Raw genomic sequence first — 20,815 nt, 5'->3', positions numbered from 1 at the left:
CCTACTCGTGTCCTGAGTGTTCCTCCTACTCGTGTCTTGAGGTACGCATGCGACGCAAACTTCAAGCAGGACTCGTGGTTCCGCTCGTCGCGGCGCTGGCCGCCGTCGTCGGCCCCTCCGCCTCGGGGTCGCTGGCGAAGGCGAGCGACCCGCGCGAGGACAACCTGCCCACCCCCGCCTCGGTGCTCGGCTTCGAGCCCTGCACCGACTACAAGCTGGCCACCTACGAACAGATCACCGACTACTTCGGCGCGCTCGACAAGGCCAGCGACCGGCTGCAGATGATGAGCATCGGCAAGACCTCCGAGGGTCGCGACCAGGTGCTGGGCATCGTGTCCACGCCGGACAACCTCACCCCGGACAACCTGAAGAAGTACCGCGGCATCGCCGAACGCCTGGCACACGCGCGCGGGCTGACCGACGCGCAGGCCAAGGACCTCGCCGCCGAGGGGAAGACCGTCGCCTGGGTGGACTTCGGCATCCACTCCACCGAGGTCGCGCCGACGCAGACGGCCCCGCAGTTCGCGTACGACCTGGTGCGCAGCGAGAGCGCGGAGGCGAAGTCGATCCGCGAGAACGTCATCACGTTGTTCAACCCGAACGTCAACCCGGACGGGACGACGCACATCTCCAAGTGGTACATGGACCACGTGGGCGGGCCCTACCAGGACTCGAGCTATCCCGAGCTGTACCAGAAGTACGCCGGCCACGACGACAACCGCGACTGGTTCATGTTCAACCTGCAGGAGACCCGTAACCAGGGCGACATCCTGTGGCACCAGTGGTACCCGCAGATGGTCTACAACACCCACCAGACCGCGGCGTACCCCGCGCGGATCTTCATCCCGCCGTTCAAGGACCCGAGCAACCCCAACATCCCGGCCGAGGTGATCCGGGGCATCAACCTCATGGGCGACTCGATGACCCAGCGGCTGGACCGCGAGGGCAAGGTCGGCGCGGTGTCCCGGCAGCAGTACGACCAGTGGTGGAACGGCGGACTGCGTTCGGTGCCGGCGTTCCACAACCAGATCGGCCTGCTCAGCGAGACCGCGCACGCCTCCGCGACGCCGAAGTTCGAGGACCCGGCGAAGTTCCCGAAGGAGTTCCCCTACCAGGGCGTGTCGACGTCGGAGCCGTCGGCGTTCTACCCGAGCCCCTACAAGGGTGGCTGGTGGCACCTGAAGGACAGCTGCTCCTACATCGAGTCGACCGGCTGGGCCTACCTCAACACTGCCGCCAGCGACCGGGAGGGCTGGCTGTACGGCGCCTACCGGATGGGCAAGCAGGCCATCGAGGCCGGCGGGAACGTCGCGTACGTCATCCCGGCCGACCAGACCGACTTCGCCACCGCGGCCAAGATGGTCAACGTCCTGCGCTGGGGTGACGTCGAGGTCGAGCAGGCGAGCAGGGCGTTCGCGGTCGGCGACCGCACCTACCCCGCGGGCAGCTACATCGTGCGGGAGGCGCAGCCGTTCCGGCCGTACGTCGTCGACCTGCTCAACCCGCAGAACTACCCCGACCGGCGCAACCCCGACGGCACGCCGGAACGCCCGTACGACATGGCCGGCTGGACACTGCAGTACCAGATGGGTGTCGACGTCGACAAGGTGGACGCGAAGATCGACGTGCCGTCCCGGCAGGTGACGTGGGCGAGCGTGCCCACCCCGCAGATGCCGAGCCGGACGCCGGGTTACGCGTACGCCCTCGACCCGCGGGTCAACGACTCCTACACCGCCGCGATGCAGCTGATGCGCTCCGGTGAGAAGGTGACCCGCACCCTCGAGGCGGTGCAGACCGACCAGGGCACCTGGCCCGCGGGCACGTTCCTGGTCCCGGCGGGGCGCTCGAGTGAGGTGAAGGTGCGCGGCCAGGCCCGCGGTCTCGGGCTGACGGTCGCAGGGGTGGCCACCGAGCCGGCGAAGACCGTGCCGGTCAGCGGGCCCCGAGTTGGGCTCTACCACGGCTGGGGCGGCAACTCCGACGAGGGCTGGACCCGCTACGTGCTGGAGCAGTTCAAGTTCCCGTACGCCCAGGTGCACGACGCAGACGTGCGGGCGGGCTCGCTGGCGAAGAAGTACGACGTGCTGGTGCTGCCGGACGCGACGTACTCCCGGATGCTGAACGGCCTGCGCGAGGGCTCCCTACCCGCCGAGTACACCGGCGGCATGACCGCCGCGGGTGTGGCCAACCTGAAGAAGTTCGTCGAGGAGGGCGGGACGCTCGTCACGGTCAACGACGCCGCCCAGCTGCCGATCCAGGCGTTCGGCGACTTCCCGGTCACCGACGTCACCGAGGGAGTGCCGTCCACGAAGTACTACTCGCCGGGTTCGGTGGTGGCGACCCAGGTGCAGCCCACCACGCCGGTGACGTGGGGCCTGCCGGAGAAGCTGGACGCGTACTCCTCGACCAGCCCGGCGTTCACGGTCACCGGTGATGCCGGATCGGTCAGCACTCCGGTGACCTACCCGCAGGGGAACATCCTGCGGAGCGGCTGGCTGCTCGGTGAGGACCTGATCGCAGGCAAGGCGGCGGTGGCCGACGTGACGTACGGCAAGGGGCGCGTGGTCCTGCTCGGCACCAGCGTGCAGCACCGGGCGCAGGCGCACGGCACGTACAAGCTGCTGTTCAACTCGCTGCTGCTGGGAGGAGAACGCTGACCGCGAGGAGCCGCTGAGCCCGCGCGGCTCGTGTTCCGGGTCCCCGTGCACCGTGGCTGTCGCCGCGGCGTACGGGGACCTTCGCGTGTCCGGCGACACGACGCGCCCGGATCAGGACCTTGAAGTCATGTCGGTGCGTCCGGGTAGGTTGGCCGAACGTCGTGAAAGTTGTCGAGGCGAAGTAGTGGCGGGGAGCTCGACCCGCACGAGTGGCTGGAGGTGCGCATGGGTGCAGAAGACGGCTGGACCGAGGGGGGAGCACCGCAGCAGTTGCGGATGCTCTGGCCGGCCGGGGAGGCGCCCGACGCCGAGGCCACTCGGCTGCCGGACGGTTACGTCCTCCGCCAGGGCGACCCTGACCAGTACGTTCCCGCGTTCCGGGAGCTGATGGCGCGGGTCGAGCTCGGCACGTGGGACGACGACAAGCTCCGCGAGGTGCTGGAGAGTGTCGTCCCCGACGGCTGGCACCTGGTCGTGCACGAGCCGACCGGCACGGTCGTGGCGACCGGTATGTCGCAGCGCCGGCCCGTGCCCGACCTCTATCCGAACGGCCACGAGGTCGGCTGGATCGCCGCGCACCCCGACCACAGCGGCCGGGGACTCGGCCGAGCGGTCACCGCCGCGGCGACCGCTCGCCTGGTCGAGGTCGGCGCGAAATGTGTCTATCTGCAGACCGACGATTTCCGGCTTCCGGCGTTGCACACCTATCTCCGGCTCGGCTTCCGTCCGCACCTGTGGGCGGCCGGGATGGTCGAGCGGTGGCGGGAGATCTGCGAACGGCTGGGGGCACCGCTCCAGCCCGCCGAGTGGCCGGTCGAGGGCTGACCCGTGCCGAACGTGCGCAGCCTGGCCCGGCTCACCGAACTCCCACTGGGCGCGATCCGGCCAAGGGGCTGGCTGGCCGACCAGTTGCGGCTGCAGGCCGACGGCCAGACCGGGCGGCTGGAGGACATCTGGCCCGACGTCGGGCCGGACAGCGCCTGGCTCGGCGGTGACGGTGAGGGCTGGGAACGCGGGCCCTACTACCTCGACGGGCTGATACCGCTGGCGTACCTCCTCGACGACGCCGACCTGTCGACCAGGGCGCAGAAGTGGATCGAGGCCGTCCTGGTGAGCCAGCGCGACGACGGGCAGTTCGGCCCGGCCGACGATGACTGGTGGCCGCGGATGGTGATGCTGAAGGTCCTCACGCAGTACGCCGACGCCACCGGCGACCAACGCGTGCCGCCGTTCCTGCGCAGCTACTTCACCTTCCAGGCGCGGACTCTGCCCGGGCGGCCGCTGCACGGCTGGGGACGCGCGCGCGGCGCGGACAACGTCCTGTCCGTCATGTGGCTGTACGACCGAACGGGGGAGGAGTGGCTGCTCGACCTGGGCCGGCTGCTCCTCGCCCAGACCCACGACTGGGCGACGTTCCTCACCCGTGACCTGCCCGCAGGGCCCGCTCCGGCGTTCCGCCACCTGACCCACGGGGTCAACGTCGCGATGGGGCTGAAGACGCCGGCCGTCGCCGCCCTGCTCGACGACGCCGACGACCGTGACGGGGGACCGGGCCGGCGCGCGGAGCAGACGCGGGAGATGCTGGCCAACCTGATGCGCCTGCACGGGCTCGTGCACGGCTGCTTCTCGGGTGACGAGTGGCTCGGCGGCCGCGAGCCCCACCACGGCGTGGAGACCTGCCTGGTGGTCGAGTTGATGTTCAGCCTCGAGCACCTGGTGCGGATCCTCGGTGACGGGACCTACGCCGACCTGCTGGAGCAGACCGCGTTCAACCTGCTCGCGGCGAGCAGCGACCCGCGCATGCTCGCCCACCAGTACCACCAGCAGGCCAACCAGGTGCTGGTCTCCTTCGCCGACCGCGACTGGAGCTTCAGCGGGCCCGACGCCAACGTCTTCGGCCTCGAGCCACACTTCGGTTGCTGCACGGCGAACCTCCACCAGGGCTGGCCGAAGTTCGCCAGGTCGCTGTGGATGCGGGCCGACGACCAGACCCTGGCCGCCGTCGCCTACGCCCCGTGCCAGGTCGACGCGGAGCTGGCCGGCCGTCCGGTGCGGCTGGACGTACGCACCAGCTATCCCTTCGACGACGTGGTGGAGATCGGGGTCGGCACGGCGGTGGCGCACGAGTTCGCGCTGCGGCTGCGGATCCCGGGCTGGTGCCAGGAGCCGGCCCTGACCGTGGGGTCGGAGTCGATCCCCGTCACGCCGGACGAGGACGGCTGGGTCACCGTGCGGCGGACGTGGGCCGACGGCGACGTGGTCCGCCTCGGGTTGCCGATGCGGCTGCGGACCGTGCCGCGGGACGACGGCGCGGTCGGCTTCCGCCTCGGACCGCTGGTGCTCGTGCACGCGGTCGGTGAGATCTGGCGCCCGGTGCCCGACCACGCAGGTCTCGCCGAGTGGGAGATCACGCCCCGCACGTTCTGGAACCTCGGCGCCTGGGTCGACGACCCCGCCGGCATCGACTCCTGGCCGGTCGAGCGCCGCCCTGTCGGGCCGGTGCCGTACGACGTGGACGCGGCTCCGGTGGTGGTGCACGGACGCGGAGCCCCGCTGCGCCAGTGGCGGATGCGGGACAACTCCGCGGGTCCGCCACCGGCCGGTCCGGTGAGCACCCGGGCGCCGGTGATGGAGCTGCGGTTGCTGCCCTACGGCTCGGCCCGGCTCCGGGTGGCCGAGCTGCCCACCGTGACCGTGACGCCCGAGCCCGACGACGACTGAGCCCGACGACGACTGAGCCGGTGCGGGGCCTGGTTCCGTCAGGCCGAGGCGTGCTCAGACCGTGAGAGAGAGCCAGACGTCCGGCGGGATCTGCGGCTTGCCCGGCACCGGTCGGCGTTCCTCGGTCCAGGTGTCGCCGACCGCCTCGGTCGCGATACGCCGCCAGAACCTCGCCGCCCCGGGGTTCTCCTCCTGGAACGGGATCTCCCACCTGCCGGGGTGCAGCCGGAGCAGTTCGTGCGCGACGTCGTGGCCCACCCCACGGCGGCGTACCGCCCGAACGACGAAGAACTCGCCCATCAACCTGTGGTCGTCCTTCAGCCCGCGCACCAGCGCGAACCCGGCCGGCCCCCGGTCGTGCATTACGAGGTAGCCGCACCTGTCCGGGTCGTCGAAGTAGGCGGGCACCCGCGTCCACTTGAACAGGCCCGCGGCGTCGGGCATCGTGCCGCGGAACTCCGACAGGTCGTGCGCGTACAGCTGCCACAGCCGGTCGATCGTGGGCCGGTCCTCGTCCGTCATCCGGCGCAGCGAGATGGGGGTGTCGTTCACCGGCTCACCATACGGAAGCTTTCCTGGTCATGGGTGTCGGTGGTCGCTGCTATACCGAGTCCTCCATGGTTCACCGGCCATGGTTCTCCCGCCGACCACGGAGGAATCGATGAACGAACCGCCGGGTACGCCGCCCACCGACGCGGAGTCCGTGGACCGGGCGCTCGCCGTGCTCGGGCGTGACCTCCCGCCCGGCCTCGGCCGGGTGCTCCGGCATCGCCGCCTGGCCGGGGGTGCGTCCGGTTCGGCCGTCCACCTGCTGGCTCTGGACGGCGATCGGGAGGTCGTCCTCAAGGTGACCAGCGGCGGTGACCGCGCCCGGCGCGAGCTCGGCTTCTACCGCGACGTGGCTGGTTTGCTTCCGGTACGCACGCCGCGGTTGCTCGCCGGTGCCGAGACGGCAGACGGGCAGACCGTGCTGTTGCTCACGAACGCCCGACCCGCGCCGCCGCCGGACCGGTGGGCCGCGCGCGACTGGGAGCGGGCGGCCGCCCAGCTCGGTGCCCTGCATCGACCGGAGGTCGCCGCCGGCGTTACCGGGTTCGGCTGGCTGCCCCGCCGCGAAACAGGTGCACCGGCCGTGGCCGCCCATAGTGTCCGTGCAGCCTGGCGGCGGCTGGGCCACGATCCCCTCGCCGGGCCGTTGCTGGACCGGGAAGGCGAGTTCGCCGACGCGCTGTCCCGGTTGCCGACCTGCCTGTGCCACGGAGACTGGCACGTCGACAACCTGCTGCTCGACGCCGACGACGAGTTCGTGTGGATCGACTGGCAGGAGGTCGGCCTGGATCGCGGGCCGGTGGACCTGGCGCTGCTCTGGCAGCGCGCGGAGTTCGACGGGGGCGACCCGCCGAGGGAGGCGATGTTCGCCGCCTACGCGCAGGCGCGCGGCATCCCGCTCGACGCCACTCTCCGGGCGGCCACCGTTGCGGCCGAGATCCGGATGATCCTGTACGGCTGGCCCGACCACCTCCAGGCCGTCGCCCCGTCCCGGCGCGACGTCGTACTCGGCCGGCTGCGCCGGCTCGCCGGCGAGTGGGAGACCCCAGGACTGGCCCCGGTCACGGCGACGGCGGCGCTCGATGGCGGAGGACGCGTACCTCCGGATACTTGCTCGAGTGGGAGGCGGTGAGCAGCGGCCGGGAGGAGCCGTGCACCACATGGTCGAGGAACGCCACCAGATAGGCGTTCTGCACTGTCAGCGCGCGGTCGCCGTCGATGGGCCCCAGGGCCAGCAGAGCGCGCAGTGGCCGCGCGAGGTAGTACGCCCCGTAGTCGGTGAAGTTGAAGTGCCGCGCACCGGTGATCGAGTAGGCGTACTCCTCGCCCGTGCTGGCCGCCAGCAGAGAACGCGCGACCGCGAGATCGCCGCGGTCGGTGTCGCTCGCGGGCGAGCAGGTGCCGGTGACGCAGGAGTTCTCGCTGCCGACGAGCATCAGCGGTACGCGCAGCCCGGTGTGCACGACGGGACCGAACTCCTTGCCGTCGAGGTCGACCGCTCCCGCGCAGGCGGCGTCGGTTCTGCAGGCCTCCAGCGACGCCGCCCCGCCGAAGGAGTGCCCGACGTAGGCGACCCGGCCGGTGTCGACGTGCCCGCGAAGGTCGACGGTCCCGCCGGAACCGTCGAGGGCCGCCACCCGACGCGCGGCGAACCTCGCGTCGGCGGCCCACACGGCGACGATCCGTTTCGCTTCGGCAGTGGCCCGAGCCGAGGTGCCTTCCAGGCCGCTCGGATTGCCCGCGTCGCTCGCTCTCACCGTCCGGCCGTGCACGACGCCGAGGTTCGCGCTGTAGGTCGGCGTGACGCCCGCGACGAGGTAGCCGTGGCCGGCGAGGTTCTCCGCGAGCGTGGTGTACTGCGGCGCGGCGAAGCCCAGCCCGGGCTCGAGCACCACCACCGGGAATCTCCCGTTCGCGACCGGAACACCTTCCCGCGCGTGGATCCTGAGGTTGCCGAAGCTGCCCTCGCCCAACCCGACCGGGCCAGGGAAGTGCAGTTGGCTCCACTCGCCTGGTGCGTAGTCGGCGGGGTGCCCACGCCCGGCGTCGGTCCGGGCGACCGGGTACCACAGCCAGACCGACAGTTCGCGAGCCGTGCCGGGGTGTGGTGCGAGCGGGTCCGTCCGCCCGGCGTCGGTCCAGTCGTACGCCGTACGACCGACGGCGTAGGCGCCGGTCGGCGGGGGAAGCGTCACCGGCCGGGAGCTGCGGACCGCGACGTAACCGACGTACCCCGCGCAGGCCACCACCACGGCGAGGAAGATCGCGAGGACGACGGCGAGCGCGCGGCGCAGCGGCCCGCGCCGGCGTCGCTCAGCCCTGGCCACGACCACTCCCGGGGCTCGACGCGGCGGCTCGCAGACCCCGCACGCAGGAGGTCGCCGCCACCACCAGCGTCAGTGCCATCCCTGCGCCGTACGCGAGGAGGGTAGTGGGCAGGTCGCCCGGGGTCGACGGCCAGACGGCGGCTGGGACGAGCACGGCGGCCAGGCCGCTGGTGGTCGCGGTAGCGATCAGGACGGTGGCGCCTGCCCCGGCAGCCAGCGCCAGCACGAGCGGTCGCCCGGCCACCGGTGTACGTCGAAGGGCCGACGCCGGTCCGGCCGCCGCGGCGAGCGCCGCCGCGCAACCCACCGCGGTCAACGCGAGAAACCACGTCGCGCCGACTCCCGTGCCCGGCCGTGGAGAGTGCGGGACGAGTCGGGTGACCGCCGCCGCGAGGGTGAGGAAGCCGGCCGCCGCGACGACGGGTACGCCCAGAGCTGCAATGGTCCGGACCCGGCGGCCGCTGGCGCGTACGACAGCTCCCGCCAGCGGCATCCCGCCCAGCACCACCAGTGACGCGGACGCCACGGCGCAGGCGACGGACAGCGCACGCAGTCCGCCGCCGGCCGGGAACCCCGGCGCGGGATCGTCGTGCAGTTGGCCGAAGACGACGGCGCCGGCGACGACCGTGACCCAGGCGAACAACGTCGCAGTGACGCTGGCCCGCATCCGCGCGGCGCGGTCGTGCAGGTGGGCGGCCGGTCGGATCCAAGCCCTCGCCGCCGCCGGAAGGACGTCCAGGACCTGGCGGAGCTGGACGCCGGTGTCCTCCAGGAGCGCCACGAACTCCTGGCCGTACCGATCGCGCCAGGCCGGTGGATACAGCGCGACCAACGCCGCGGCCCGTCTCCGGCAGCTCACGTCGCGGCCGTCCGCAGCCGGCGGGTGCCCAGGTCGGCGACGAGCCGCATCTGGCGTAGCTGCTCGGTGAGCGCCTCCGCCCCGGCCGGGGTGAGGCGGTAGGGGCGGCGCCGGGCCTGGGCCGGCAGCGCCTCGATCAGGCCGCCCTCCTCCAGCCGCGCGAGTACGCCGTACAGCGTGCCCGGGCCGAGCGTCACCCCCACCCGCTCGGCGATGTCCTGGGTGATCGCGTACCCGTGCTTCTCGCCTCCGGCGAGGCTGGTCAGCACGAGTACTCCCGCGTCGGTCTCCGGTGCCACCGTTCCTCCTCCGCCGTCCCGCCAGTCGCTCTACTACGCTGTACGATACATCGGCTGTCGTAGTAGTTCAGCGATTTTCGGCTGGCGACGGCGCGGACGTCGCCAGCGGACGCCCCGTAGGCCTACCCGACCGGGGCGCTCGTGTTCATCCGCGCCGCCAGCCGGTCGCGGGTCTCGGTGAGCCGGGCGATCTCGGCGTCCAGCGCGGCCAGCCGGCGTTCGGCGATCCCGGCCCGCTCGCTGGTCGCCGCGGTCGCCGCGCACCGCTTCGGCAGACCGTCGGCCGCGCACTCGTCCAGCCAGTCCGCGCAGCCGCGCACGTCCTCCACGGTCAGGCCCAGGGCGAGCAGTTCCCGGACGAGCCGTACCCGGGAAACGTCGCGGCTGGTGTACTCGCGGTACCCGGCCATCGTCCGGGTCGGCGCGGGGAGCAGCCCGCGTTGTTCGTAGAAGCGCAGTGCCCGTGCCGTGGTGCCCGCCGCCGCGGCCGCGTCGCCGATTCGCATGGCTCCTCCGTCGAGATCTTGGGCGTCCGCGGCACCTACAACGCCACGATCACAGTGCCCAGGTGCTTGCCTGCTGCCGCGTCGTACAACGCCTGCGGAGCGTTTTCGATGCCCTGGATCCGAACGTGGGGGAAGGTGATGTCCCCGGCCCGCAGCCACCCGGCGAACCGTTCGGTCCATTCCGCCCGTGCCGACGGCGCGGAGTCCAGCGCCGCTGAACCCGCGGATCCGCAGGCGCTTGAGGATCACCGCGAACGAGTCGATCTCCACCGGCGCGTGGGGACTGGGCCTGACCGGTGAGAGCTGCCCGGACAGCGCGCCGACGAGGACGAACCGTGCTCCCGGGCGGGCCGCCGCCACCGCCGCCCGCAGTTGTTCGCCGCCCACGTTGTCGAAGAAGACGTCGATTCCGTCCGGCGCGGCCTTGGCCAGTTGGTCGGCGATCGGGTCGTCGTCGCGGCCCCGGAGCAGGACGGCGTCGTAGCCGAGCTCCGCGACGAGCCGGTCGGCCTTCGCCCGCGTGCTGGTACTTCCGACGACCCGGCCCGCCCCGAGGAGGCGGGCGAGCTGGCCGGCCATCGAGCCCAGCGAGCCGGCCGCGCCGGAGACGAACACGGTGTCGCCAGGTCGTACGTCGGCCCCGTCGGTGAGCGCGTCGTAGGCCGTCGATCCCTGCGACAGGTGGGCCGCCGGGTCGGGAAGACCGTCGCCCAGCGGGACGCACTCGGACGCGGGTACGACCGCGTACTCCCGCCAGCCATGCCAGTGCGACACCAGGTCACCCGGGCGCAGGGTGCTGCCGGCCGGTGCGGAGACCACCTCCCCGATCGCCGCGCCGAACAACGTGTCGCCCGGCCGCAGGGGAGGCAGCGGCGCGTCCTGCACGCCGTCGCCCATCACCGAGCGCAGGGCGGGGAAGACGTGGAAGAACCGGTTGCGCAGCAGCACCTCGCCGGCGGCGGGCTCCGGGACCGGTGTCTCGACGACGGCCAGGTTCTCGGGGCGCGGAAGTGTGTCGGGTACGGAGACGAGCCGGACCTCGCGTGACGTACGAGGCGGCGTGGACGTGGACGTGGGTGTGGGCTGGGAAGGGCTGGTCACGGACGGCTCCTCGGGTGCGGTCAGCAGGCGCCGGTGGACGGGTGGGTCACCCGCGCCCAGACGCCAGGGCGTGCTTCGGGCTCTGTCCTAACCCCTGACCCGCACGTCAAGGTCAAGCCCGAGTTCGCTCCGGCTGCCTACTTCCGCCGCGGGTCCACCTCGACGTCGCGGAGGCTGTGCCGGAACGAGAGCTGGCGTCCGCAGTCGCGGGTGCCCCCGTCGCGGCGCCAGCCCGTCGCCTCGTAGAACGCCTGGCCGCGGGTGTATCCGGTGACCGTCCACAGCACCGCCTCGCGGTACCCGGACTCCGCCAGCGAGCGGAGCGCCGTGTGCATCAGCACGGTCCCGACGCCGCCGCGCCAGAAGGTGGGGTCGACGGCGATCGTGTCGAGTTCGCCGAGGTCCGGGTCGACCGGGTCACGGCTGGGGCCGACTCCGACCATCCCGACGATCCGCCCGGCTCCCGTGGCATCCGCGACCGCGACCTCGACCGCATCCTCGGGGGTCTCCGCGACCCACCAGCGGGTCGGGCCAGCCGTGAGGTCGTGCTCCCAGCGTCGGATCCGGGCTTCGTCGAGCCTGATCATGCCCATCAGGTCACCGAACCCGGAGTTCCACGACTCGACGTAGATCCGCGTGACCCGGGCCGCGTCCGTTTCCCGCGCTTCGCGGATGCCGATCGCCATGCGGTCAGTCTGCCGAGGTGGACGGTCATCCGTCACCGGCGAAGCCTGTCCCGGCGGCGTGGGACCTGCAGGCCAGCGGCCGGCGGTTCGCCTTCGGATCGGGAGGGGCGCACACTGTGCGCATGAGCGTGGGACGCGTCGCGCGGCGCAACCTGTTGCTGGCCGGTGCGGCCGCAGTGGCGGTGGTTCCCGCTGTCGGCGTGACCACCGCGGCCGCCGGCGACGCCCTGCACCGAAAGGCAGCCGCGCGGAGCTACCCGGAGCTGGGGCTCGAGCTTGTTCCCGCGCCGGCTGGGACCGTTCCCACACTGTCGGGAAGCGACGCGGTTCAGGCGTACGAACAAAGCCAGGGTGGAGCGACCTGGCAACCACCTCGGCGCCCACGCGCCGAGGTGATGCTCGCCAGCACGACGGGTTCGGTCGACGTCGGCGACCCGGGCCGGCCGACCGGGCCGTTCACCCACCGGCTGGTGTGGGTGCTCACCTGGCGCGACATCGATGCGGAGGTCCACGGCCCGGTGTCCATGACCAGGGCCGAACGCCAGGCCGTGCGGCAGCAGATGCGGTTCGACGGCACCGCTGTCGTGGACGCCACCACGGGCGAGGTGCTCGTCGTCTTCGAGGAAGGGCACGACCGGGGTCGGACGGTGTGATCGGTGGTGATCGCCTTCACGGGCGGGAGATCGGCGTGTTACCTGTCGGACACAGGTGACCCCGAAAGTTGGTTTCGCATCCCCGCCCTCGAAGGAGAGCCATGCCACCCACCCCACCGACCGACGCCGAGTTGGACGTGATGATCCGCGCCCGGCTCGCGTCGCTGGGCATCGACCTCGACCAGCTTCCGGCCGGCACCGACGCGGACCCGCAGACCGGCGCACCCGGCCGGGACGCCGCACTGGCGTCGTTGCGTTCGTTCGTCCGGGGAACCGTCGGAACGCTTGCCGGCTACCAGCTTCCGGCGCCGACGGCCACCGACGCGGACACCGCGGACGCGTTGTCGCAGCAGCACGCCCCGATGCTCTACCCCTCGATCAGCACGGAATGGCGGCAGTGATGGCGAACGAGCCCGTCGACCGGCGCGTGGACCGCCGGGCGTTCCTGGCCCGTTCCGCCGCCCTGGCCGCGGCCGGCACCGCCGGTGCGATGGGCGCCGTCGCCCTGCCCTCGACCGCTTCGGCAACGACAGCGACGACCGCGGCGACCGGCCTCACGTCCACCCGCAGGCCACCCGGCCGGCCCGACCCGAACCTCGACCAGCCGAACGCCTACGTCCGCCCGCGCCCGCAGGTGTTGGCCGACCCGACCGAACTCACCCTGGGCGAGGCGGCCTGGATGATCAGGGCGCGCAGGCTCACCCCGGAACGACTCCTGGAGGCCTACCTCGCCCGCATCGGCACCTTCGACCCGACCTACCAGGCGTTCAACGTGGTTTTGGTCAGCCAGGCAATGGCGGCCGCGCGAACCGCGGGAAGGTCGCGGCACCTGGGCCCGCTGCACGGGATTCCGCTGGCGATCAAGGACAACTACTACACCCGGGACGTGCCCACCACGGCGAACTCCTTCCTGTTCGAGGATTTCGTTCCGCCGTACGACGCGACGCCGGTGGCCCGGCTGACCGGGAACGGCGCGATCGTGCTGGGCAAGACCCAGATGGGCCCGCTGGCGACCACCCGTGCGACCACGCCCGCGGGTGTGGTCACCACGGTCAACGCCTGGGCGCCGACCAACCCGCGCGTCGACCCCGGCGGCTCCTCCACCGGCACCGCGACCGCGGTCGCCGGACGGATGGTGACGTCGGGTACGGGTACCCAGACCGGCGGCTCCATCACCGCACCGTCGAACGCGCAGAACCTCACCGGCCTCAAGCCGACCATGGGCAGGGTGTCGCTGCACGGCATCATCCCGCTCACCTACACCCGGGACCATCCCGGACCGCTGGCGCGCGACGCCAAGGACGCGGCCATCATGCTCACCGCGATGGCGGGGGAGGACCCGCAGGACCCGCGTACGCAGGGGCTTCCGCCGGTGCCCGACCTGATCACCGCCGCCAGTCCGGTGCGCCGCGGGGGCAAGGTGAGCTTGCGGTGGCAGACGAGGATCGGCGTCCTGCCCGGCTTCGCCGACGGGACCTCGGAGACGGCGAACGCGCGCAAGGCGTACTTGACGAAGCTGGCATCGATCCCAGGCGCGCGGCTGGTGGACGTGCCGTTCCCCGACGAGTGGGACCTGCTCACCGGCAACGAGTTCAACAACGTCCGGCTGCCTGAACGCAGCGAGCCGTTCATGCCCTACCTGCGTGACGACCTGCGCGGCTTCGGGGTGTCGGTGCTGGGCTGGCTGCAGGGTGCGCTGCTGGGCGGAAACGAGTTCCTCACCGGCCAGCGGGCCAAACTGCTGTTGCTGGAACGCGTTCTGGACCAGATCTTCGACCACTGTGACGTGGTGGTGCAGACGGGGCCGGTGCCGTTCGACATTCTCGGCCTGCCCGAGATCGCGTTCCCGATCGGGTTCACCGCTGCCGGGTTGCCGATCGGGACCATCCTCGGCGGGCTGCCCTACGGCGAGGACCGGCTGTTGTCGGTCGCCGCTGCCTACCAGGCGGTCACCGACTGGCACTGGCGGCGTCCGGCGGATCCGCCGGCCTCGACCGCGGACGCCCGGCGCGGCGAAACACTGGCCGGCCGGGGAGTCGTCCGGGCCGGTGCCGCCGACCCGGCGCGGGGCCGGCTGAGCGCCGACGAGGTGGCCGCCACCATGCAGTAGGACTCGCACGCAGCAGAACGTCACGCACGCAGGCCGCTACGCGGTAAGCGTCAGGTACGAGGGATCGACAGTTTGCCCTCGACGACCTCGGCGGCCACCTCCGTGAGTTTGCGGCGGTGGCCGCGGGCGTATCCACGCAGGACGGTGAACGCCGCAGCCACGTCGATGCGGTGCTGCTCGGAGATCACGCCCTTGGCCTGTTCGATGACGATGCGGCTGTTCAGGGCGGTCCGCAGTTGCATGACCAGGACGTCGTTGTGACGGACGGCGCGTTCCTGCAGGATGCCGATGGTGGCGACGTCGGCCAGAGCCTGGCCGATCCGGAGCTCGTCGGACTCCAGCGGCCCGGCCTGTACGTTGAACAGGTTCAGCGCTCCGATCGTCTCCGTGCGCAGCCGCAGCGGCACCGCGTAGACCGCGTGGTAGCCGGCGGCCGACGCCTGCTCGGCGAACAGCGGCCACCTGCTCTCCCCGGTCAGGTCGGGAACGGTCACCTGCCGGCTCGTACGGAAGCAGTCCATGCACGGGCCCTGTTCGGCCTGCAACTGGAACAGCTCGAGCAGCTGGGCCTGTGCGCTGGAGGAGGACACGAGGTGGAGCGTGCCGCGGTGGTCGGACAGCATCAGCCCGGCGGCGTCGACCGGCAGCAGGTGGACACACTCGTCGGTCAGCCGGTGGAGCAGGTCGATGACGTCGTAGTCGTCGACGAGGGAATCGGCAAGGGCTACCAGGACCTCGGCAAGTTCACGTTCTCGGCTGCGGTCGCCGTCATTCACGGCTTCAACACCTCCTCGGGATATCCGTTGGTCATGACGTTCCTCCTGCGAACCGAAGACGTCGCGCGACGACGTCGCGGGCGACCTCGTCGATGGGGCGCTCGTTGGCGAAGGCGTACGCCCGCAGCATGGCCAGGGCCTGCTCGGCGGACACGCCGGCCTGCGCCAGGATCACGCCGGTCGCCTGGTGGATCTCCGCGCGGTGAAGGGGGAGGTCGGTGAGCCCGTACGTCGCCTCGGCCTCGTGGGCCGGCTGTCCTGTCTGGTGCTCGCCTCGCCGGTCGAGCAGCGTCCACATGGCCGCGTCGGCCATGCGCAGCGCGTTCGTCAGGACCTTCAACGGGAGATCGCCGGGCGCGAGACTGTAGAGGTCCATCACGCCGACCTTGATCGCACCGAGCTGCAGCGGGAGTACGTAAAGTCCGCGGGCAGCGGTGCGCTGGGCGTGCAGCGAGAAGACCGGCCAGCGGCGGTCGACGCTCTCCTGCAGGTCCGGGATCAGCACCGGGTGGCCGGACGCGAAGGCCTCCAGGCACGGGCCCTCGCCGAGGGTGAACTGCAATTCGTCGATGCGACCGGCGACCTCGTCGCTGGCACAGATCGGCTCCTGGCGATCAAGGCCGGTCATCATGGTGATCGCCGCGCCGTCGATCGGCAACTCCGCGACGCCCGCGTGACACACCCGAAGCGGCGCCCCGTCACCACCTTCGGCGACGATGGCCGCCAGGGCGTCGCCCAGCGGGTCGTCAGCCATCGCGTACGTCCAGGCAGATGGCGTTCGGGCAGATGGCGTCCGGGCGGCCATCGGGGCAGCTGTCCCGATGGCTGCCAACAGGCGGTTGCCAGCTCATGCATCGCCCTTCTCCCACGCGGCAGGAACAGGCCGTTCTCGTCGGCTCCCCGCAGGTCGGATCGACGCACCGATGCAGTCACGGTCTCCGGTGTTGTCTTCGGTGTTACAGAGTACGCAGGTCCGCGATTGACACAAGCCGTCGTCACACGACGTCGCGGCTCAGGTTGGCGGGCCATCGCCACACGGTCGGGGAGTCCAGCCGGTGAGTGCGTCGGTGTCGACGCCGCGCAACCAGTCGCGAAAGGCCGGGTACCCGCGCACTCCGTCGTCAAGCACGGCGCGGTAGACCCAGATGCCCTGCAGCGGCTCGTTCCGGGCGTACGCCTCCTCCTTGATCTCCAGCACGGCCGACCGGGTCGCCGGGTTCAGCGCGGCGAGCATCGGCTCGACCAGGCGCGCGCTGACCGGTCCCGGGTGATCGCGGGCGAACAGCCAGTTGTCGATGTTCCAGCGGATCCCCTCGTGGTCGCAGACGATGCGCCAGTACAGCCCGTGGTCGGGCGAGTTCAGGTGGTTGGAGAACGCGCACCGGACGACGCCGGGGAGCTTCGCCACCTCGTGGAGCACCTCGAAACCGTCGTCGATGGACGGGGCGTCGACGAAGACCTCCAGGTCGATGTCGGGTTCGACGATCAGGTCGTACGCCGTGGCGCCGCACAGCACCGGGTTGCCGTACCGGCTCCAGCGGGCCGGCAGGTCCAGGTGGGCCAGCAGTCGGTGCGCCGCGTCGAGTCGCAGCTTCGCCCGGGCGATGCGCTCCGCGTTCACCGGGTCGGCCTGGTCGGATTCGGACACGGGACCGGAGCTTAGGGTCCGCAGGACAGACCCTAAGAGCGCGCCCGCGTCGGAACCGGCCTGCCGGTCCCGGACTGAGAGCCCCTCGGCGGCCGGTGTCAGCGCTACGTTGACGCGGCAGGAGACAACGCGAGGACTGGACGCGACGAGTGTTGATCAGCGTCGATGAAGGGGCCGAGCGGTGGTCGTGTCACCGACGAGGAAGGTTCGCGTTCATGGGTCTGGAGTCGTTCGAGCTCGGCGGTCGGGTCGCCCTGATCACCGGCGGGAACCGCGGTCTGGGGCTGGTGATGGCCAAGGCGCTGGCCGGTGCCGGCGCGGACGTCGCCGTCGTCAGCCGGCAGCAGGCCCAGGCGGAGAAGGCGGCGGCCGACATCGGTCAGGAGACCGGCCGGCGCACGCTGGGCATCGGCGCCGACGTCACCAGGGCGGCCGACGTGAACAACGCCGTGGCCGCGACGGTGGCGGAGTTCGGGCACCTCGACATTCTGGTCAACAACGCGGGGGTGAACATCCGCAAGCCGGTGGAGGAGTTCGACGAGGAGAGCTGGGACCTCGTGCAGGCCACCAACCTCAAGGCTCCCTACCTGTGCGCCAGGGCGGTTTCGCCGCACATGAAGGCGCAGGGGTACGGGCGGGTGATCAACGTGGGCTCCATGCTCGGGGTGTCCGCGCTGCCCGACCGTACGGCCTACTGCTCCAGCAAGGCCGCGGTCATGCAGCTGACCAAGGTGCTCGCGCTGGAGTGGGCCGGTCACGGCATCACCGTGAACGCGTTGTGCCCGGGGCCGTTCGCCACCGACCTCAACATCCCGGTGATCGAGAACCCCGAGACCAACAAGTACTTCGTCGACCGGATCCCGTTGGGGCGTTGGGGAAACCCGGAGGAACTCGCCGGCGCGGCGATCTTCCTGGCCTCGGCGGCGTCGAGTTTCATGACCGGTTCGACGCTGGTCGTTGACGGCGGCTGGACCGCCCAGTGAGCGCCGCGAGTACGTCCGCGCCGCTTCGGGTCGGCCTGTCGGTCTACGGAACGACGTACAGCATGGGCCTGCATCCCAAGGCCGGTCGCCCGCCGGTCACCGCGCGGGACGTGATGGACCAGGCGGTCCGGTTCGGCCTGGCGGGAGTGGAGCTGCCCGCGACCATGCTGGCCGGCGAGGCACCGAGCACCCGCCGCGAGCCCGGCGAGACACCCGACCGCTCCGAGCGGGCCGACAGTCCGGAGGCACTGGGGAAGTACGCCGCCGAGCACGGGCTGTTCGTCACCGTCGACACAGCCGGCTTCGACCCGGAGGCGCTGGGCCGGGTGTTCGAGCTGGCCGTACGGGTCGGCGCCCCGGTCGTGCGTACCGTCATCGGCGGGGCGAAGATCGGCGGCGACCGGCGCCCGCTCGCCGCCCGCTGGCAAGCGTTCCTTGACGACGTGGCCACCAAGCTGCAAGCGGCCACCGAACTCGCCGAGCAGGTCGGCGTCACCCTCGCCGTGGAGAACCACCAGGACCTCGCGTCGGAGGAACTCCTCGACCTGTGCGAGTCGATCGGCTCGGCCCACTTCGGGATCAACCTCGACACCGGCAACCCGCTGGCCACCGCGGAGGAGCCGATCGACTACTTCCGCCGGGTCGCGCCGTACGTGAAGAACGTGCACCTGAAGGACTACTGGACGTGGCTCAGCGAGGAGGGCTACCGGCTCGTCCGGTGCCCGCTCGGCCAGGGGCTGACCGACTTCCCGGCCCTGCTCGGCATGCTCGCCGAGCACGCGCCCGGAGTGAGCATGGCGATCGAGCTGGGTGCGCTGGAGGCCCGTCACATCCGCGTCCTGGCGGCCGACTTCTGGCCGGACTACCCGCCGCGGACGTCGGCGCAGCTCGCGCAGGCGCTGGGCGTCGTCCAGGCGAACGCCCGGCCGTCGGGTGGCGACTGGCGTACGCCGTACGAGCGAGGCGAGTCGGTGGAGGAGATCGTCGCGTACGAGGAACGCCAACTGCTGCAGAGCATCGCCTACGTCCGCACCCTGCAGGACTGGCACGGAGGGCGGGCATGACGACGGAAAAGGCAGACCAGAACCAGTACCAGAACCAGGACCTGGCCGGCCGGGCCGCGCTGGTGACGGGGTCCAGCCGCGGCCTCGGCCGGCACTACGCCCTGCACCTCGCCCGGCGCGGTGCGGATGTCGTCGTCCACGACGTCGACGACCGGGCGGCAGCGGAGTTCGGCGAGGCCGAGTCCGGTGAGGCGGTCGCCGAGGAGGTACGCGCGCTCGGCCGGCAGTCCGCGTTCGTCCCCGCGGACCTGACCGACCCGGCCGCGGCCGAGCGGCTGGTGGCGCGGACCGTCGAGGAGCTCGGCCGGCTGGACATCCTGGTGAACAACGCCGGCGGGGACATCGGCGCCACCGGCCCGCGCCCGGATCCCAACGACGCCCTCGACATCGACCCCGACGACATCCGCGCGGTCGTCGAACGCAACGTGCTCACCACGATGTACACCTGCAAGTTCGCCGGCCGGCACATGCGGGAACGGCGTACCGGCAAGATCGTCAACGTGGGTTCGGTCGCCGGGCACATCCCCGCCCGCAACGGCATCATCTACGCCGCGGCCAAGGCGGCCAACTCCCACTACACCCGCTGCCTGGCCGAGGAGCTCCGCCCGTACGACGTCAACGTCAACTGCATCTCGCCCGCACCGACCTACACCGGCCGGTTCCTCGCCACCCGGAACGTCGCGGACCAGAGCGACCGGTCGCGTCTGCAACAGGTCGCCCAGCCCGACGACATGGCCTCGATCGTGTTGTTCCTGGTGAGTTCGGCCTCCGATCACCTGACGGGGGAGACCATCGTCTGCTGGTGACCGGCGTCGGGGTCACCCCCGATGTCGCCGCCGAGGTCCCGTCCACGGCCGGCCCGCAGCGCCCCGAGGACGCCGGCGACCGCGCCGACCAGGACGACGGCCGCCACGGTGCCGGTCAGGGCGTCCGGGTGCACGATCGACTGCCCGCGAAGCGCCTGCCAGGTGAGCAGCGCCAGCACCGCGACGTACGCCGAAACCGCCACCACGAGCAGCCGCAGCCGAACGGCGGGCACCCGCAGCACAGGCAGGCCACGGGCCAGGAACTCCAGCAGCAGCGCGGCCAACGGGATCAACTGCAGCGCGTGCATGCCGACGAAGTGAGGAATCCGCAGGTCGCCGCCGACGGTGCTCCAGCCCAGCAACGGGAGCCCGGGGCCACCGTCGGCGAGCCCGACGGTGTGCGCGCCCATGATCGAGGAGTCCGTCGCGAGCTGTTGTGCGGTCGGAATCACCATCAGGAAACCGAGCCCCATGCCGAGCAGTGCGACGAGTCCGCCGGCCCGAACGGCGAGGGTGCGGGCGCGGTCCGGGCCGGGGTTGCGGAACAGGATCACGCAGACGACCAGCGTGGCCACCCACACGAACGCGATCGAGATGCCCATCGCCTGCCAGAGCGCGCCGTTCAGCGGGGTGGTCTCGTTGAAGTGGCTCGTCGTACCGCGGAGGACCTGGCCGACGATGACCACCATCTCCACCATCAGGCCGACGGCTGAGACGGTACCCATCCACCACGCGGTCCGGCGGAGGTTTCGAAGCTGGGAGATCAGCCACGCCCAGGTGACCGAGTAGATCAGGATCGAGACCGCGAACTTCGTCGGCTTGGCCCAGATGGGCATGCCGGTGAGTACGCGGTGGTCGGCGAACAGGCCGACGACTCCGACGACGGCGACGGCCGCCATGGCGACGGCGAGCGTCATCAGCGGGCGGTGCCACCCGAACGCCTGGGAGAACGTCACCCCGGCGAGGCGGTCGCGGCGTTCGGGGCGCCCGGAACGGTGGTGGGCGGTCGAGGTCGGCACGGATGGTTCGGGCACAGAGGTCATGAGTCCCCCCGGTCGGATGGTGCGCGG

At 71.5% G+C, this 20,815-nt stretch carries 20 protein-coding genes; 10 read left to right on the top strand and 10 right to left on the bottom strand.

What is annotated here, in order from left to right:
- The first annotated feature begins 74 nt into the window (after window positions 1–74).
- From F4554_RS23095 to F4554_RS23085, 3 genes are all read left to right on the top strand, one after another.
- The gene (locus F4554_RS23095; protein ID WP_179789492.1) at window positions 75–2,657 is read left to right on the top strand and encodes a M14 family zinc carboxypeptidase; all 2,583 of its coding nucleotides are present in this window, start codon (window positions 75–77) and stop codon (window positions 2,655–2,657) included.
- A 225-nt stretch (window positions 2,658–2,882) separates the two neighbouring features.
- Complete coding sequence (locus F4554_RS23090; RefSeq protein ID WP_179789491.1) at window positions 2,883–3,482, top strand: GNAT family N-acetyltransferase; 600 nt, start codon at window positions 2,883–2,885, stop codon at window positions 3,480–3,482.
- Window positions 3,483–3,485: 3 nt separating this feature from the next.
- On the top strand, window positions 3,486–5,378 hold the full coding sequence (locus F4554_RS23085; protein ID WP_179789490.1) for a beta-L-arabinofuranosidase domain-containing protein: 1,893 nt from the start codon (window positions 3,486–3,488) through the stop codon (window positions 5,376–5,378).
- A 54-nt stretch (window positions 5,379–5,432) separates the two neighbouring features.
- On the opposite strand, the gene F4554_RS23080 is transcribed toward F4554_RS23085, so the two are convergent.
- A complete protein-coding gene (locus F4554_RS23080) occupies window positions 5,433–5,930 on the bottom strand; it encodes a GNAT family N-acetyltransferase (RefSeq protein WP_337796171.1) in 498 nt (165 codons plus the stop codon).
- A 109-nt stretch (window positions 5,931–6,039) separates the two neighbouring features.
- Between F4554_RS23080 and F4554_RS23075 the strand changes: the two genes are divergently transcribed.
- Window positions 6,040–7,059, top strand: coding sequence for an aminoglycoside phosphotransferase family protein (locus tag F4554_RS23075; protein WP_179789489.1), 1,020 nt, complete (start codon window positions 6,040–6,042; stop codon window positions 7,057–7,059).
- Here the strand turns inward: F4554_RS23075 and F4554_RS23070 are convergent.
- From F4554_RS23070 to F4554_RS23045, 5 genes are all read right to left on the bottom strand, one after another.
- Window positions 6,989–8,254: an alpha/beta hydrolase gene (locus tag F4554_RS23070; protein ID WP_202889428.1), complete on the bottom strand. Its 1,266-nt coding sequence runs from the start codon at window positions 8,252–8,254 to the stop codon at window positions 6,989–6,991. The two genes, F4554_RS23075 and F4554_RS23070, sit on opposite strands and share 71 nt — an antisense overlap.
- Window positions 8,241–9,113, bottom strand: coding sequence for a hypothetical protein (locus tag F4554_RS23065; protein ID WP_179789488.1), 873 nt, complete (start codon window positions 9,111–9,113; stop codon window positions 8,241–8,243). Before F4554_RS23065 ends, F4554_RS23070 begins: the two co-directional genes overlap by 14 nt.
- A complete protein-coding gene (locus F4554_RS23060; protein WP_179789487.1) occupies window positions 9,110–9,412 on the bottom strand; it encodes a helix-turn-helix transcriptional regulator in 303 nt (100 codons plus the stop codon). The genes F4554_RS23065 and F4554_RS23060 overlap by 4 nt, the downstream gene beginning before the upstream one ends.
- 122 nt (window positions 9,413–9,534) lie before the next feature.
- Window positions 9,535–11,019 (bottom strand): zinc-binding dehydrogenase, encoded by a 1,485-nt coding sequence (locus F4554_RS23050; RefSeq protein ID WP_202889427.1) that lies wholly within the window; start codon window positions 11,017–11,019, stop codon window positions 9,535–9,537.
- A gap of 137 nt (window positions 11,020–11,156) precedes the next feature.
- Window positions 11,157–11,705 (bottom strand): GNAT family N-acetyltransferase, encoded by a 549-nt coding sequence (locus tag F4554_RS23045; protein WP_179789485.1) that lies wholly within the window; start codon window positions 11,703–11,705, stop codon window positions 11,157–11,159.
- Between the two features lie 122 nt (window positions 11,706–11,827).
- On the opposite strand from F4554_RS23045, the gene F4554_RS23040 reads away from it, so the two are divergent.
- The 3 genes from F4554_RS23040 (at window position 11,828) to F4554_RS23030 (ending at window position 14,468) form a co-directional block, all read left to right on the top strand.
- Window positions 11,828–12,358 carry a hypothetical protein gene (locus tag F4554_RS23040; protein WP_179789484.1) on the top strand — a complete coding sequence of 177 codons (531 nt, stop codon included), beginning with the start codon at window positions 11,828–11,830 and terminating at the stop codon, window positions 12,356–12,358.
- A gap of 101 nt (window positions 12,359–12,459) precedes the next feature.
- Complete coding sequence (locus F4554_RS23035) at window positions 12,460–12,759, top strand: hypothetical protein (RefSeq protein ID WP_179789483.1); 300 nt, start codon at window positions 12,460–12,462, stop codon at window positions 12,757–12,759.
- Window positions 12,759–14,468 carry an amidase gene (locus F4554_RS23030; protein WP_238341385.1) on the top strand — a complete coding sequence of 570 codons (1,710 nt, stop codon included), beginning with the start codon at window positions 12,759–12,761 and terminating at the stop codon, window positions 14,466–14,468. Before F4554_RS23035 ends, F4554_RS23030 begins: the two co-directional genes overlap by 1 nt.
- Window positions 14,469–14,518: 50 nt before the next feature.
- On the opposite strand, the gene F4554_RS23025 is transcribed toward F4554_RS23030, so the two are convergent.
- The 3 genes from F4554_RS23025 to F4554_RS23015 all read right to left on the bottom strand — a co-directional run bounded on the left by F4554_RS23025 (window position 14,519) and on the right by F4554_RS23015 (window position 16,892).
- Window positions 14,519–15,244 (bottom strand): ANTAR domain-containing protein, encoded by a 726-nt coding sequence (locus F4554_RS23025; RefSeq protein ID WP_179789481.1) that lies wholly within the window; start codon window positions 15,242–15,244, stop codon window positions 14,519–14,521.
- A 31-nt stretch (window positions 15,245–15,275) separates the two neighbouring features.
- Window positions 15,276–15,998: a GAF and ANTAR domain-containing protein gene (locus F4554_RS23020; protein WP_179789480.1), complete on the bottom strand. Its 723-nt coding sequence runs from the start codon at window positions 15,996–15,998 to the stop codon at window positions 15,276–15,278.
- A gap of 258 nt (window positions 15,999–16,256) precedes the next feature.
- Window positions 16,257–16,892 carry a hypothetical protein gene (locus tag F4554_RS23015; RefSeq protein ID WP_179789479.1) on the bottom strand — a complete coding sequence of 212 codons (636 nt, stop codon included), beginning with the start codon at window positions 16,890–16,892 and terminating at the stop codon, window positions 16,257–16,259.
- 215 nt (window positions 16,893–17,107) lie between these two features.
- Between F4554_RS23015 and F4554_RS23010 the strand changes: the two genes are divergently transcribed.
- Genes F4554_RS23010 through F4554_RS23000 form a run of 3 tightly spaced genes read left to right on the top strand, consistent with a single transcriptional unit; the run spans window position 17,108 to window position 19,745 of the window.
- Complete coding sequence (locus tag F4554_RS23010) at window positions 17,108–17,875, top strand: SDR family NAD(P)-dependent oxidoreductase (protein WP_179789478.1); 768 nt, start codon at window positions 17,108–17,110, stop codon at window positions 17,873–17,875.
- Window positions 17,872–18,939 (top strand): sugar phosphate isomerase/epimerase family protein, encoded by a 1,068-nt coding sequence (locus F4554_RS23005; RefSeq protein WP_337796170.1) that lies wholly within the window; start codon window positions 17,872–17,874, stop codon window positions 18,937–18,939. Before F4554_RS23010 ends, F4554_RS23005 begins: the two co-directional genes overlap by 4 nt.
- Window positions 18,936–19,745, top strand: a complete 810-nt coding sequence (locus F4554_RS23000; protein WP_179789477.1) for an SDR family NAD(P)-dependent oxidoreductase — start codon at window positions 18,936–18,938, stop codon at window positions 19,743–19,745. The genes F4554_RS23005 and F4554_RS23000 overlap by 4 nt, the downstream gene beginning before the upstream one ends.
- Here the strand turns inward: F4554_RS23000 and F4554_RS22995 are convergent.
- Complete coding sequence (locus F4554_RS22995; protein WP_179789476.1) at window positions 19,712–20,788, bottom strand: hypothetical protein; 1,077 nt, start codon at window positions 20,786–20,788, stop codon at window positions 19,712–19,714. The two genes, F4554_RS23000 and F4554_RS22995, sit on opposite strands and share 34 nt — an antisense overlap.
- Window positions 20,789–20,815 lie beyond the last annotated feature (27 nt).

Origin of the sequence: Actinopolymorpha rutila, from assembly GCF_013407855.1 — a bacterium.
Classification (GTDB): Bacteria; Actinomycetota; Actinomycetes; order Propionibacteriales; family Actinopolymorphaceae; genus Actinopolymorpha; species Actinopolymorpha rutila.
This window is presented reverse-complemented; position numbering and strand designations above follow the sequence as displayed.